Consider the following 14,811-nt stretch of genomic DNA (forward strand, 5'->3'; position numbering starts at 1 on the left):
CCCGCCCGGCTTGAGGCGCACCGCTCACGCGCCCCGTATTTCCGTTAGCCTCCTGTCTGGTGCTGGCTCGCGATCAGGCGTGCTCCGCATGCCAGCAAGTCGCCGTCGCATGCGGCGACTTGCCCGTCGAATCGGGCGTGGCCCGACACCGTCGCAATGAAGGTCAGGCCGTGAATCTCGCAGATCGCGGGATCGTGCAAGCGTGCGATTGCGCGCCCGTTGATTCGCGAGTTCGGCGCCCCGGACACAACGCGTCCGCCGTGACTGTGCACATCGCCTTCGATGATGTATCGCTTTTGACCCATGACGTGTCGATCCGGTCCGTCAGTAATCCCAGCTGAAGGTCTGCGGATGCGCCTGCCGCGACGCGGCGTCCGGCGGCGTCAGCATGACGATCGTGGCATGCAGCGGGTCCCTCAGGTTGATCAGTGCGCTCGTCTTCCCGTCGCCATAACCCATCATCAGCGCCAGCGCGCTCTGAACCCAGATCGAACTCGTTCCGGTGTCGCCACCTATACGACGCTGCATGTCGAATGCGTCTTTCGGGTCGTCAATATCGATATGCTGCGGGTTGTCGTGCAGCGACTGCACCAGCAACGCGAGATTGGCGGTCGAGGTGCCGGTATCGTAGAACATCCGTCCCGGCTGCTCGCCGGGCGCAAGCGTGCCCACTGCCTGCTGCCAGCCGGCGCGGATCTTTTCGATTCGCTCGCCCTTCTTCAACGGCGCCCCGTGGCCGTTGCTCAGATCGACTCGCACGGGCCGATGCAGATTGGCCAGGACCGGCCATTTGTCGTACTCCTTCAGTTGCCACGTCGTCCACGGAATCGGCACCCACGGGTTCGGCTTGAAGCCGTTCGGCATCTTCAGCGCTGCGGTCTTCCAGAACTCGGGGAGCTTCGCGTGCCAATAGTCCCAAGACATTTCATAAACACCGGGCGCTGGCCTGGGATAGGATTTGTGCTGTGCCCAGAAGTAGTTCCACAGCTTGATGACATCAAATTGTGTCTTGGTCTTGTCGATCGCCTCCGGCGCATCGACAACATATGGTCGAATCGTCCGATCGACGCGATCCTTGCGCGTCACCAGCATCGCAACCAAACTATCCGGATATTGCGGAACGAAATTGCCGTTCGCGTTCGACTTGTCCAGATAATCACCGTGTGGTGTGCGCATGTAGCCTCGCGTCACAAGACCATCTTCGGCAAGCACCACGACAGCTGGCAAATCCGGATGCTGGTCGAAGAAGTCGAACAGGCGCGCTACCGCCGTGTCGCCATGTTCGCCGTGAATCTCGTCGAGTCTGATGTATAGCGTGTTACCAATGCCCGCGCCGTTATCGGCGCTATTGATGTGGGTCGCCATGCGATCGGCATGCGGATCGGCGACGTTACGGGGCGGTCCCAGCACGACAACGGGAATAGGCCAGTAATCCACCCAGTTGCGCAATGCATAGCCGAACACGTTGTTCTGGCGCTTGGCGTATTCCGAATCGCGCGTATCACTTGACCACGGATATTGCTTGGGATCTTGCAGCAGCAGCGTTCCGCTCGCCCCAGTTTCATCCAGGCGCATCAATAGTGCCCGTTGCCGGAAGCGGTCAACCGTCACGCCGATACGCCGAATCTCCAATGTGAATTGAGGATCCTGCGATCCCGCTCCGGCCGATGCCACACTCAGCGCAGACTGTGCGGTACTGGCTTCCTCTGGACGTGACGAGTCCTTGCGCAGCGATGCGCCATAGGTAAGGCTCACGCCAGCAGCCAGTAACAGTGGCGGCAGGATCAACAATAGCAATCGCCTTATCATCGTCATATTTTCCAGAAACGAAAATCCATATCTCGCGGTCAACTCGAATGCCACGAGCCAAATCAAAGTGAGGCTCGCGAACAAAAAAATAAATACTCGCGATCCTGATAGACGCGGGACCGATGTTGTCGTCATGTAGCGTCAACCGTGCATATGGTGGGGTGAACGAGCTCGAACCTGCTTGTTGATTTCATCGGTTCTCATCTCGATGGTTTCGCTGACTACGCCTGCAGGAAAGGCCTTGGGAATGACGTCTTCCCCAGGGAAATTCCCTTGGTCGTAATATTCGCAGTTCGCCCTTATGATGTGCAGCGTCTGCTCGTCCAGGTTCGTATGGGCTTTCGTCAATTTGTCGATCCTGCTCATTGGTGTACGCCAGTCGGCGACAGCACGCAGCAGCGTCGCCCAGTCCGGATCGTCCAGCGCACGCGCCTGGCCTACCGACACATCGAACGCAGTCGCACAGCGGTGATTTCTGCGACCACTCATGACCGCCGAGTGATATGAGCTTTCTCCCTTATGCTGATTCATCAGCCGAACCTTGGCTTCATTGAGCGTCTCCTGCCGATAGACGACGATGTGCCCGGGCGACGGCGGTACCGTCGATACGACCCGGCTTACCTTGCACTGATCGTCGGGACCCTTGCCAGCGTTCAGCGACGCCTCGACCTCGGTGGAGGCCGGCAGCGTCCCATCCTCACTCGTTGGCCAGTCGATGGTTTGTGCAGGCAATGCCTGCAACGCACCTTCGCCACTGTTCGTGCTCAATGCAATTTCCGCTTCAAGTTGATCAATGGCTTGCTTGCCGGGCGCAAACTCGCCGTCATTATTTTTCGAGAGCGGCGTCGCTGCGGTTCCCGGCAGCACATTGCCCTCCATTTCGGGATCGAATGGTGGCGTCAATGCTTCGCCATTGATATTGCGCTGGGTACCCACGCTTATCTGCGCCGATTTGATCCATGTCGTAAAGCCACCGGGCAAGCCATGGGATGTTTCGCCCTTTTCCCGTATCGTAAAGTTTCCGGGCGGCGTACCAACCTGAACCGGCTTGCCCTGTCGCAGACGCCGGGTAAAAACGCGCTGCCGGAAAGCCGCCGACAGCAAATTGATAGTCTCTGGCTTGCTTCCCTGCTGCGCCGCACGCACGTCGATTGAGTCGGGCAGGCCCGAGCAACCCATGCCATTGACGCCGCTCAGCCCGACGGTCGCATCCTCCGGGCTGAAGTACGTATACACTTTGCCGCGATTGTCGCGCTCGGCGAACACGACGCATTCATTGCCTTGCGGCCCGCTCAGGCGCCTCGCCTGCGCGGGATCCCACGTCGGCCCGACGACGCCAAAATTGTCCCGGCCCGGCTCGTACTTCAATTGATCGAATGGTGGCGTCGGATATTTGCCGCTCGCCACATGCCCGACCAGGTTTGCCAGGGTCTTTGCACGCGCATAAGTCGTCTGCTGCTGATCCCCACGTTGCAGCAGCCGATCCATGAACTCCTCGCTCAAGCTGTAGGGCGAGTCGATCAGAACCAACGTGTCGGCAGGGCGGTCAGCGGGGCCACATTGGTTTGGAATCAGCCCCTCGACGAGATAGGCCTGGGCGAGTAGCGATATCAGCGTGCCCTGACTGTGCGCAATGATATTGACCGTCCCGTCCGGGTCGATAAGGCGGATTTGCCGCACCAATGCCGCGAGCCGCCGTGCTGCCAGCACCATGTAATGCCGATTTTCCGCCTCGCGAAGCGGATGCGTCGGGTCACCCTGCATCCTGTCGAGAATTTTCGTCGCCATTCCCCCTTTGAAATTCGAGTCGAACATGTCGGGAATGTTGTTGGTCGCATTGGCGAAGAATCCGCCGTTGCGCGCACGGTGCTCATCGAGGCGATTGCCGAACCGGTCGACGTACTGGCCGTTGACGGTTTCCTTATTGGGGTCCCGGGGCAAATCCTCCTTCCCGACGCGCAATCCCCAATAAAACGGAATCAACGGACTCCTCGTCTCTTCGCTTTCCTGCCGACGATAGATCACGTCGTCCATGTTCTTCATCATGTCGGCAACGCTCACTTGGCTCGGGTCGTTCGCCATGCGGCCGTGCGAGTACTCCGCGCCCTTGAAATCGGTGCGACCGAGGCGGTCGTTCAATCCCTCGCACAGTCCGCCTTCGACCGTGCCGAAATCCGTTCCCAGGTCATTCACGCCATGGATCAGGATCGTCGTGCACGGGAAACGATTTTGTACGTCGGTATTGACAAACGCATTCTGTGGCCGGTTGCAATTGAGAATCGCCTGATGTTCTCCGACGATCCGGGGCGAAGAGGTTGTGGTATCGGACATGATCGCCTGCCTTAAGCGTCGAAAACCTGAATGTGTGCAATGTGCATCGCGTCGCTCGATGCAAGCTCCGTCAACCCGTGTGCATCCGAGACACCGTTAATGACCTGGCCATTGCGCAGCGTGATCTTGTACGGACGATTCGGCACGGGATGCGTACCATCGTCACCGTCGGTGCCCGGGTACCGCAAGCGGAACTTCTGGTCGGCTCCTCCGCGATTGAACGCCGGCGGCGCAACGTGGTCCGTCTTCGGACCGACGAAATCATGTCCCGCCGTGTGTGCGGTGAACGCACCGTCGGAACCAACCTCGACGCCGCCACCGACCTTCACGTAGCTTCCGTCTTCCGCGACGAGCCGGATCGACTTGCCCGAGATCAACACTTCGTCGCCGACCGACATGATCTGTATCCCCTTCTGCGCGGTCGCCGCGAGCGTGTCCTGTTGCGCCTGCAAGACAACGGGGCCTTCGCCGGCAATCGCGCGGACGCCTTCCCCCCGCCCGAACAGATGGATGCCCTTGCCAGCCGTCGTGATCACGCGCTGCCCCCCGGCGAATTGCAGGTTCTGCTGCGCGATCTGATCGATGTTCTCGCCGGCGTAGGTCACGTAAGTCTTGGGAGTGATATTGAGCGCACCGGCCTTTGCGCCAAATGCCATCAGCGCCTGAGAATCGCCTGCGTCAGCGTTCGGCGCACGATCGCCGCCTGACGCATGGCCGCCTGGCGTCCAACCCTTGAAAGCGGTCACGACAGCTTGCTGCCCCGTCGCATCGGTCGCCGTGCCACCGTGCTGTCCGGCGTAATCTCCCAACGCCTTGAACAGCTCCGCGCATTCGCCGAGCAATTCGACGAGTTCATCGCGATCAAGCTGTCCGCCGCTCGCCTGAGTACGCGCGTAGGTGGTCAAAAGCATCCCTTGCGCCGCGCGCAACGCGGCTGCCGCGTCGGTGCGCAATTCGGCACCTTGGCCGCGGTCAGCACCCTGTCCGTTATCACGCGGTTGCGTCAGATAGCCGAGATTCAACTGACTATGCGCGTGCTCCGATGCAAGCTGCGCGCTGATTTGTTGCGGTGTGTCGTCGAGACGAAGTTGGTTGTAGCGCTGCCCCTTGATTTCCTTCGTCTTGATACCGGAAAGAAAGCGATTGCCGGGCAAACTGCCGGTATGAGTGAAACTCGCCGGCATGTTCGCGCCGTTTGCCAGTACGCCGATGATGACCAACCTGTCCGGATCTCCGCCGAGGCTCCCGAGCAGAACTTCGGTGCCCACCCGCGGCAAGAACGTCTCGCCGAAATTCGGCCCGGCCAGACTGGATGCCACGCGAATCGGTGCGCTGTCGCTCTCGTTGCTGTTTGTCCCGGCACCCTGCGCGTGCGCATGATCACGGGGTTCCTGCCCGAGAATCTGCACGAACACGCAGCCATTCTCGTCGCAACTGACTTCCTCGCCATCGGCCCCGACCACGCGCCCGGTAATCAACGGCGTCGGCGGAAGGTCAGCCTTGGGATCATAAGGCGGCGTGAGAGGCGTGCCACGCGGCACGCACGAGAACGTATTTTCGTAGCGCGTATCCTGACCAGACGGGTCGCCATCGCTCAGCGACCGTGGTTGCTGAAGCGTGTGGCTGGCGGCGAACAGTGCCTGCGCACGCTCGCTCAACCCTTTGGGCAGATTGTTCCAGATCTCGTGGTGCAATGATGTAATCACGAATTGCTGCTTGTCGGACGGGAGCGCGCCCCACTCGTCCTCTCCGGCGATCGTGATCCATGAGCCGACTGCAAGGTCGCGAATTCCGCTCACGCCGTCGTATCGCACCGCCTGCGCTTCATGAGCCAGAATGCGATCTTCCGTCATCCGTTCGTGGTCTGCCCACGAGTCCGCCATATGCGGGACGTCGATCACGATGTCCGTCAGCAATTTCGCGAGATCGTTACCCGATTCGCCTTGATCGATCCTTGTCGATGCACTGGACTGGTCCACGCGAGCATATCGATAGTCCCACGAAGGGCGCCCCGATTCCCCCGAAATCAGTTGCTGACGCATCGTCAGAGTGGTGATGGTATCGCGCTGTTCCGTTCCAGCGTCTCGTGGATGAACCCGCACTATACCCGCGGCGGACTCGCCCAGTTTCCGAGGGTCATCGCAGAACACCAGCGCATGCACGGGAGAATCGCCGTCTTTTGTCTCCCCGCTTACCCGTCCGGCGCGCACGAACAGCGTGATGCCGTCGCGACGCGCAATCCGGGAGACGAAATGGGCATCAGATTCGTTGACCTGACGTACGAAAGAGCGAACCGGATAGCGGGATCTATCGAGTTGCGACAGGTCGAACTCGAACGCCTGCGCAAGGGCCACACTACGCTGTCGCCATTCGCTCAGGACGACGCCAAGTACATCGACCACGCTCACGTTACGAAAGATGCGAGAGTTGGTGCGCTTGTGCAGCAGGTTCAACGCGTCAGTCACGGTGAACTGGTAAACCGTCAACTCCCCGTCGGTCCGGCCGACCTGAACGGCGCTAATAATTGCGTTGATGGCATGCACTTGGCCGCGGTCCGTGACGATACCGATTGAGACTGGCGCTCCAATGAAAAGCTTCGGAGGCAGATCGCCCTGCTGAGAAATGCAGGTCAACTGACCGCTGATGCCTGTCATCAGGCTTTCACGAATGCTCGCGTGCTGCAACGCGATCTTCGACCCCAGCGCGTGCTGCGCCTTACCCCAATTCAGCACGACTGGCCGGCGATTCGCATCGATTCCCGATACGAAATTGCGGAATGACTCTCGGATATTCACGACGGTCTCTCAGTTTGATTCGTTATGATCCGCCGGATGTTGCTGTTCTATATAGCGGGCGGCTGCGCGCGAGTCTACCAAAATATGACGCACAGGTAAAAAATCGGTATGCCGATTAGCAATTTTTCATGTTATTTGACGAAAAACACTTTCCGTCGCTCTATTTGAAGCGACGCGGAGTGCTCGAATGCCAGCTATCTCCCGAGTCTCTCGACGCAGAGCATTTTTCAAAGCCCACCGCGCGCGGACCCGAACCGAGACTACGCGCATGTAGGTGCCAATCTGCTACGTCCGAGTTCGCCGCCTCACTCCCCAGCATTCGGCGACTGCCAGCGGAGAGCCGACTTTCGATCACGCAGGACGGCTGCCCGCAAGCCCTGCGCCACAGCCCGGTTCCCCATCCCGCCCCCAATAATCCCCTTGACGCCCTATCTTTCGATATATATCTTTAGATATGTTTTACGACACACAGGACACGATCATGCGACACAACCCCTCCCGCGGCCATGCCCGATGCGACGGTCATGGTGCGCATGCCCGCCCTGACTGGTTCGCCGGTCTCTGGTACGCGATCGGCCGCCACCGTCGCGGCGGTCACGATGGATTCGGTGGCGGCCCGTTCGGCGGCCGGGGCGGGCGCGGCGGCTTCGGCGATTTCGGCGACGACGCGATGCCGCGCGGCCGCCAGTTCAACTCCGACGATCTCCAGCTGCTGCTGCTCGCGCTGGTGGCCGAGCAACCGAGCCACGGCTACGAACTGATCAAGGCGCTCGACACGCGCTCGAACGGTTTCTACAGCCCGAGCCCCGGCATGGTGTATCCGGCGCTCACGTATCTCGACGAAGTCGGCTTCGTCGCGTCGCAGGCGGAAGGCAACCGCAAGCGCTATGCGCTGACCGACGCCGGCCGCGTGCATCTCGACGCCCAGCGCGAACGCGTCGACACGCTGTTCGCGCGCCTCACGCACCTCGCTCGCAAGATGGAATTCATGCGCCGCGCGTTCGCCGGGGAATCGGCCGGCGCCGACGCGCAGGACGAATCGCAGGCAGGCTGGCTGCCGGAATTCGTCGAGGCGCGTCTCGCGCTCAAGCGCGCGCTGCTGCACAAGAGCGCCGCCGATGCCGACGAACAGCGCCGCATCGCGGCCATCATGCGCCGCGCGACGGCCGAAATCGAAGGCGGCGCCGGCGCGTGAAACGCGCCGCCCCGTCACAACCCAAGGAGAACGGATCGATGCAGAACACGTCCGAGCGCACCGTCACCCGCGTGCGCCACACCCTCAAGTTCCGGCTGCTGCAGGTCCTGCGCGTGCATACCGTGACGCCGCATCTGCTGCGCGTCACGCTCGGCGGCGCCGATCTCGCGGATTTCGAATCCGCATCGTTCGACGATCACGTGAAGGTTTTTTTCCCGCCGCCCGGCGCGGAACGGCCCGCGCTGCCGACGCTCGGCGCGAACGGCCCCGAGTTTCCGGAAGGCGAACCGAAGCCGGTCGCGCGCGACTTCACGCCACGCCGCTTCGATCGCGCCGCCCGCGAGCTCGATCTGGAATTCGTGCTGAACCATCCTGGCCCCGCATCGCAGTGGGCCGCGCAAGCGCGTGTCGGCCAATGGCTCGGCATCGGCGGCCCGCGCGGTTCGTTCGTGGTCCCGACCGATTTCGACTGGCATTTGCTGATCGGCGACGATACGGCGCTGCCGGCCGTCGCGCGGCGTCTCGAGGAATTGCCGGCCGGTGCGCGCGCGGCGGTCGTGCTGGAAGTCGCGGATCGCACCGCGCAGATCTCGTTCGAGACGCGCGCCGACGTGCATGAAATCTGGCGCTTCCGCGCCGAAGCCGACACGGCGAACGGCGACACGCTGCTGAACGCCGTCCGCGATCTGCCGCTGCCGCCGTCCGGCGACGGCTACGTGTGGGCGGCCGGCGAAGCGCTGTCGATGCGCGCGGTGCGCCAGCACCTGACTGGCGAACGCGGCATCGACAAGTCGCGCATCCGCGCGGCGGCCTACTGGAAGCGCGGCGCGGCGGCCGTGCACGAAACGCTGGAAGACTGAGCGGAGGCGCCCGGTTGCCCGGCGGTTGCAACAATCGTGGCGCCCGCGCAGCAGCGGGCTTGGCACCGGCATCGCGGCTGGTATATATCTATGTCTGCGCGCCGCTGTCGGGCGACAGCCGCCGCAGCCCGCCCAGGAGCGCCCGGTCATGACAAAAGAAAGCCACGCTTCGCCTTTCCTTCGCCACCTGAAGATCGCCGGCTATTGCGGCCTCGCCGCGGTCGTCGTCGCGCTGTTCGTCGCGATGTGCGCGATCCTCACGGAAAGCGCCCTCGACCGCGATACCGCGCGGCATCCGGCCGATACACCCGAGCTGCGCGACGCGGGTGGCGGTCCATCCGCGTCGGCCGAATCGGCCCGCACGCCCGGCTCGTCCGGCTGAAGGCGTCCTGCCGGTTTCCTTTCGCTTACGGCGCCTGCCGGCGCCCCATCACGACCGCGTGCACCGAATCGCCAAGCCGTTCGAGCAGCGCGGTCACACGGTGCCCGTACAGGTGCGCGGCCAGCGCGCCGACCGTGCCGACCAGCACGCCGCCCGCCATGTCGAACGGCCAGTGCACGCCCGCATAGACGCGTCCCCATGCGATCGCCACGGCCATCGCGGCCATCACGAAACCGGTGACCCGCGTCGTGCCGCCGAGCAGCAGGCCGACCGCCATGCTCCACGCGAACGTCATGTGATCGCTCGGAAACGAGCTGTCCGGCGCGTGCGGAATCAACTGCGTGCCGACGCCGGCCATGAACGGGCGCGGCGAGAACCAGACATGCCCGAGCGCCTGCGCGAGCACAAGCGCCACGCAGACGCCGACGCCGGCTTCGATCGCCTGGCGCCGCGCGGGGCGCGCACCGAAGATCCAGGTCAGCAGCAGCATCGCGGGCAGCGCATAGACGAGCCAGTCGGCGGCGAAGATCGCGAGGCGGGCAACGCCCGGGTGCGGCGCAACCCCGGCGTTGATGGCGGAAAAGAGGGCGAGATTGAGGTTCTGCATGAATCCGGTTGCGTGACGCATAAACGACCGGCCGGTTGCCCGGCCAGAGACGAACGATGCTAGGACGTGACCGCTTAGGCGGTGCTTAAGGCGGCGGCCGCCCGGACAAGGACCGCGCGGCGAACGCACTTAGAACCTGCACTGCAACACAAGTTCACACAATTGTCATATTCCCGCGCCGGGTCTCCCGCAAAAGCTCACCCTGCTTCCCGTAAAGACTCACCTTTTTCACATGATGGCGTCATCGACGCGTGCGACGCTGACGCGGCCGGGTGCCGACCGCGCCGTTTCACACCATTCGTCTCAATATTTATGCCGCAAATAATTCGAAATCGGCAACAATTAATTCCATATGCGGCATCGCACAACGGCAATGCACAGGCATACGATTACGACCACTCATCCACGAAGCGATCAACAACAAGGAGTCCGCATGAAACCCAGCGATGTCCGATCGAAAGCGTTTGCGATGCCGTTGACCAGCCCTGCGTTCCCGATGGGCCCGTACCGTTTCGTCGATCGTGAGTTTCTGATCATCACGTACCGCACCGATCCGGACCGCCTTCGTGAAATCGTCCCCGAGCCGCTGCAAATCACCGAGCCGCTCGTGCATTACGAATTCATCCGCATGGCCGATTCGACCGGCTTCGGCGATTACACCGAAAGCGGCCAGGTGATCCCCGTCGAATACGACGGCCAGCCGGGCGGCTATACGCTCGCGATGTATCTCGACGATCACCCGCCGATCGCCGGCGGCCGCGAGCTGTGGGGCTTCCCGAAGAAGCTCGCGTCGCCCACGCTGCACGTGAACACCGATCACCTCCTCGGCACGCTGGACTACGGCAAGGTGCGCGTCGCGACCGGCACGATGGGCTACAAGCACAAGGAACTCGACATCGACGAGCAGACGAAACGGCTCGCCGGCCCCAATTTCCTGCTGAAGATCATCCCGCACGTCGACGGCACCGCGCGCGTGTGCGAACTGGTGCGCTATTACATGCAGGACATCAAGATGAAGGGCGCGTGGACGGGCCCGGCATCGCTCGAGCTGGCGCCGCACGCGCTCGCGCCGGTGGCCGACCTGCCCGTGCTCGAGATCGTCGAAGCCCGGCACATCGTCGCAGATTTGACATTGGGCCTCGGCGAAGTCGTCTACGATTATCTGGCCCAGTAACACGTCCGCACTCCTTTCTCCCTGTCAATCCTTTCACCACGGGAATTCGAACATGAGCAACCTGAATGGCAAGACCGCAGTCGTCACGGGCGCCGCGAGCGGCATCGGCAAGGAAATCGCGCTGGAGCTGGCCAAGGCCGGCGCGGCCGTCGCGATCGCCGACCTGAACCAGGACGGCGCGAACGCGGTCGCCGACGAGATCAACAAGGCAGGCGGCAAGGCGATCGGCGTCGCGATGGACGTGACCAACGAGGACGCCGTGAACAGCGGCATCGACAAGGTGGCCGACGCGTTCGGCTCGGTCGACATCCTCGTGTCGAACGCCGGCATCCAGATCGTCAACCCGATCGAGAACTACTCGTTCGCTGACTGGAAGAAGATGCAGGCGATCCACGTGGACGGCGCGTTCCTGACGACGAAGGCCGCGCTCAAGCACATGTACAAGGACGATCGCGGCGGCGTCGTGATCTACATGGGTTCGGTGCACTCGCACGAGGCGTCGCCGCTGAAGTCCGCGTACGTGACGGCCAAGCATGGCCTGCTGGGTCTCGCGCGCGTGCTGGCGAAGGAAGGCGCGAAGCACAACGTGCGCTCGCACGTCGTGTGTCCGGGCTTCGTGCGCACGCCGCTGGTCGACAAGCAGATTCCGGAGCAGGCGAAGGAGCTCGGCATCAGCGAAGAGGACGTGATCAAGAAGGTGATGCTCGGCAACACGGTCGACGGCGTGTTCACGACGGTGCAGGACGTCGCGCAGACGGTGCTGTTCCTGTCGGCGTTCCCGAGCGCCGCGCTCACCGGCCAGTCGTTCGTCGTCAGCCACGGCTGGTTCATGCAGTAACGCCGGCGTTTCCCCGACGGTAGGCGACTTCCGCGCCACCGCCCTTCTCGAGATGGCGTGCCGTCGATCGACGTCACGCCATCCATCACCGCCGTCCACGGCGGGATTTCTCGGAGCAACTGATGAAACCGCACGCGCGTACAGAAAAGCAGGCCGTCGATGCGGCGGACCTGCGCCACGAAGCCGGCGCGCCGGCCGCTGCGCGGTCGCTGCCGTACGAAACGATCGCGCTCGTCCTGCAGGGCGGCGGCGCGCTCGGCGCGTATCAGGCCGGCGTATTCGAAGGGCTGCATGAAGCAGGCATTCCGCTCGACTGGATCGCGGGCATCTCGATCGGCGCGCTCAACACCGCGCTGATCGCCGGCAATGCGCCCGAGCATCGCGTCGAGCGCCTGCGCGAATTCTGGGAAACGATCTGCCAGCCGGCGTTCTTCCCGACGATTCCGGCCGCGTTCGAATTCGCGCTGTTCAACAGCATCGATCAGATCCGCACGTTCTTCACCGCGTCGCAGGCCGCCAGCGCGATGATGCAGGGCCAGCAGGGCTTTTTCGTGCCGCGCTTTCCGCCGCCGCTGCCGGGCGTGTCCGACCATCCGGAAAAAATCAGCTGGTACGACACGTCGGCGCTGCGCACGACGCTGCTGAAACTGTGCGATTTCGACCGGATCAATTCGGGCGAGACGCGCGTGTCGGTCGGCGCGGTCAACGTCGGCACCGGCAACTTCGTGTACTTCGACAACTCGCGCATCCGTCTCGCGCCCGAGCATTTCATGGCGTCCGGTGCGTTGCCGCCCGCGTTCCCGCCCGTCGAGATCGACGGCGAGTACTACTGGGACGGCGGCGTCGTGTCGAACACGCCGCTGATGGAAGTGCTGCGCGCCCGCCCGCGCAGCGACACGCTCGCGTTCCAGGTCGATCTGTGGAGCGCGCGCGGGCCGCTGCCGCGCACCATGGCCGACGTCGCCGAGCGCACGAAGGACGTGCAGTATTCGAGCCGCACGCGTTTCGTCACCGACACGCTGCAGCGCGAACAGCGCTACCGCAACGTGCTGCGCCACGTGCTCGAACAGGTGCCGGAAGAACAGCGCAAGAACGACCCGTGGTGCGTCGAGGCCGAAGCGATGTCGAGCGGCAAGAAGTACAACATCCAGCACCTGATCTATCAGCAGAAAGCGTACGAGCATCACTACAAGGACTATCAGTTCGGTCTGTCGACGATGCGCGACCACTGGTCCGCAGGTCTCGACGACATCCGCAAGACGCTCGCGGTGAAGGACGGCCTCGCGCTGCCCGTCAACGACGCGGGCTTCGTCACGCACGACATTCACCGCCGCCGGTAATGCCGTGTGCCACGGGCCGGCGCGCCGCCTGCGCCGGCCCGTCCTCCTTTCCGATTCGACATGCCGATTTTCATTGCGCTGTTCGCGCTCATCGCCCTGGGCTGGGGCGCCGTTCACCTGTTTCACGTCATCGCCGCGCAGTTCGGCCAGCCGGTCGCGATCGCGGCCGCCGTGCTGGCCGCCGCGCTCCTGATCGCACTGATCGCGTGGTGGATCAAGCGCCGCCACGACATCGCACCGAACACGAAGGAAGAAGGCTGGACGCATATCGTGCACCGCGCGTGGGGCGAGTTGCGCGTGTCCGCGACGCAAGGGCTGCTGTGGCTGTCGCATGACGGCGCCGACGGCCGCTATACGCTGTCGCAGCTCGACGGTTGCGAGGCCGCGCCGATCGACGGCCGCTGGCATCTCGTCGTGCGCGTGCGCGACGCCGTGCGCGGCGAATGGAAGCTGCCGATGATGGACAAGCGCGATGCGCAGCGCTGGGCGCGCGTGCTCACGCTCGCGAAGGACAACCGGCTCTGAACGCGCGTTCGGGCCGCACGGCTCGCGCGCGTCAGCCGCACAACGGACGCTATCGCGCGCGGAGCGCCCGCAGCGCATCGAGCACGTGCTGCGTCGCCCGTTCGACCGGGCCGGCTCGATGCGCAATCCCCAATTCACGCCACAACGCCGGGCGTAGCGGCCGCATCACGATGCGCGCATCCGGCAGCGGCGCGCCCGCCTCATGCGGCAGCAGCGTCGCGCCGTATCCTGCGGCGACCAGGCTCTTGATCGCGTCGTTGTAGTTGAGTTCGATCCGCGGCTCGGGCCGGTGGCCGCCGAGCGCGAACCATTCGGTCGTGAGCCGCGACAGGCGCGTCGTCGCATCGTTGAGAATCAGCGGCCGCTCGGCCAGATACGCGGACGTCACACGCGCCGGAAGCGGCCAGTCCGCGGGCAGGAAGGCCATCACCGGATCGCGACGCCACGGGTGGATCGCCAGCCCCGCGACCGGCGCTTGCGGCAGCGCGACCAGCCCGACATCGAGCGTGCCTTGCGCAAGGCGCGCCAGCGTGTCATGCGACGTGAGCACCGCGATCTGCACGTCGATATCCGGATGCTGCGCGCGCAATCCGGCCACCGCCTGCGGCAACAGGTGCGCGATCGCGCCGGTCGATGCGCCGAGGCGGACGCGCCCGGTCAACCCCTGCACCTGTCGCTGCACGTCATCCAGCGTGGATTCGACTTCCGCCAGCAGACGCCGCGCCCGCTCCACCAGCACTTCGCCGATCACCGAAGGACGCACGTTGCCGCGCGTGCGGGACAGCAGCGGCGCGCCGATGCGGCTTTCCAGCTCGGCGACATGCAGGCTGACGGTCGGCGGCGCGAGATGAAGCCATTGCGCCGCCGCCACGAAGGAGCCGTGGTCCGCGATCGCGACCAGCGTACGCAGGCGGTCCAGACTGATCTCGCGCATCACACACCTCTCGTTCAGAAA

At 63.5% G+C, this 14,811-nt stretch carries 13 protein-coding genes; 7 read left to right on the forward strand and 6 right to left on the reverse strand.

From position 1 onward, the window contains the following. Nucleotides 1-44: 44 nt before the first annotated feature. From HWX55_RS02175 to tssI, 4 genes are read right to left on the reverse strand one after another with little or no spacing between them, the layout of a single operon-like run. Nucleotides 45-305, reverse strand: a complete 261-nt coding sequence (locus HWX55_RS02175) for a PAAR domain-containing protein (protein ID WP_012339060.1) — start codon at nucleotides 303-305, stop codon at nucleotides 45-47. Between the two features lie 19 nt (nucleotides 306-324). Further along, on the reverse strand, nucleotides 325-1,944 hold the full coding sequence (locus HWX55_RS02180) for a DUF2875 family protein (RefSeq protein ID WP_244140475.1): 1,620 nt from the start codon (nucleotides 1,942-1,944) through the stop codon (nucleotides 325-327). A 6-nt stretch (nucleotides 1,945-1,950) separates the two neighbouring features. Further along, complete coding sequence (locus HWX55_RS02185) at nucleotides 1,951-4,140, reverse strand: DUF3274 domain-containing protein (protein WP_175973615.1); 2,190 nt, start codon at nucleotides 4,138-4,140, stop codon at nucleotides 1,951-1,953. A gap of 11 nt (nucleotides 4,141-4,151) precedes the next feature. Continuing rightward, complete coding sequence (gene tssI, locus HWX55_RS02190) at nucleotides 4,152-6,935, reverse strand: type VI secretion system tip protein TssI/VgrG (RefSeq protein WP_175973618.1); 2,784 nt, start codon at nucleotides 6,933-6,935, stop codon at nucleotides 4,152-4,154. Nucleotides 6,936-7,416: 481 nt separating this feature from the next. On the opposite strand from tssI, the gene HWX55_RS02195 reads away from it, so the two are divergent. The 3 genes from HWX55_RS02195 to HWX55_RS02205 all read left to right on the forward strand — a co-directional run bounded on the left by HWX55_RS02195 (nucleotide 7,417) and on the right by HWX55_RS02205 (nucleotide 9,372). Then, nucleotides 7,417-8,130: a PadR family transcriptional regulator gene (locus tag HWX55_RS02195; protein ID WP_175973620.1), complete on the forward strand. Its 714-nt coding sequence runs from the start codon at nucleotides 7,417-7,419 to the stop codon at nucleotides 8,128-8,130. A gap of 38 nt (nucleotides 8,131-8,168) precedes the next feature. Further along, nucleotides 8,169-8,990 carry a siderophore-interacting protein gene (locus HWX55_RS02200; RefSeq protein ID WP_175973622.1) on the forward strand — a complete coding sequence of 274 codons (822 nt, stop codon included), beginning with the start codon at nucleotides 8,169-8,171 and terminating at the stop codon, nucleotides 8,988-8,990. 148 nt (nucleotides 8,991-9,138) lie between these two features. Beyond that, on the forward strand, nucleotides 9,139-9,372 hold the full coding sequence (locus HWX55_RS02205; RefSeq protein WP_050017222.1) for a hypothetical protein: 234 nt from the start codon (nucleotides 9,139-9,141) through the stop codon (nucleotides 9,370-9,372). Between the two features lie 25 nt (nucleotides 9,373-9,397). Here the strand turns inward: HWX55_RS02205 and HWX55_RS02210 are convergent, their stop codons facing one another. After that, nucleotides 9,398-9,979, reverse strand: a complete 582-nt coding sequence (locus HWX55_RS02210) for a phosphatase PAP2 family protein (RefSeq protein ID WP_175973624.1) — start codon at nucleotides 9,977-9,979, stop codon at nucleotides 9,398-9,400. 433 nt (nucleotides 9,980-10,412) lie between these two features. Between HWX55_RS02210 and HWX55_RS02215 the strand changes: the two genes are divergently transcribed. The 4 genes from HWX55_RS02215 to HWX55_RS02230 all read left to right on the forward strand — a co-directional run bounded on the left by HWX55_RS02215 (nucleotide 10,413) and on the right by HWX55_RS02230 (nucleotide 13,856). After that, nucleotides 10,413-11,153: an acetoacetate decarboxylase gene (locus HWX55_RS02215; protein ID WP_050017224.1), complete on the forward strand. Its 741-nt coding sequence runs from the start codon at nucleotides 10,413-10,415 to the stop codon at nucleotides 11,151-11,153. Nucleotides 11,154-11,205: 52 nt separating this feature from the next. Then, a complete protein-coding gene (locus tag HWX55_RS02220; RefSeq protein ID WP_126368365.1) occupies nucleotides 11,206-11,991 on the forward strand; it encodes a 3-hydroxybutyrate dehydrogenase in 786 nt (261 codons plus the stop codon). A 122-nt stretch (nucleotides 11,992-12,113) separates the two neighbouring features. After that, nucleotides 12,114-13,331 carry a patatin-like phospholipase family protein gene (locus tag HWX55_RS02225; protein ID WP_175973626.1) on the forward strand — a complete coding sequence of 406 codons (1,218 nt, stop codon included), beginning with the start codon at nucleotides 12,114-12,116 and terminating at the stop codon, nucleotides 13,329-13,331. 60 nt (nucleotides 13,332-13,391) lie between these two features. Then, entirely contained in the window at nucleotides 13,392-13,856 is a 465-nt protein-coding gene (locus HWX55_RS02230) for a hypothetical protein (protein ID WP_175973628.1), read from the forward strand. Between the two features lie 49 nt (nucleotides 13,857-13,905). Here the strand turns inward: HWX55_RS02230 and HWX55_RS02235 are convergent, their stop codons facing one another. Continuing rightward, nucleotides 13,906-14,790, reverse strand: a complete 885-nt coding sequence (locus tag HWX55_RS02235) for a LysR family transcriptional regulator (RefSeq protein WP_175973629.1) — start codon at nucleotides 14,788-14,790, stop codon at nucleotides 13,906-13,908. Nucleotides 14,791-14,811 lie beyond the last annotated feature (21 nt).

It is taken from the genome of Burkholderia sp. BCC1047 (assembly GCF_902833155.1).
Lineage (GTDB): Bacteria > Pseudomonadota > Gammaproteobacteria > Burkholderiales > Burkholderiaceae > Burkholderia > Burkholderia sola.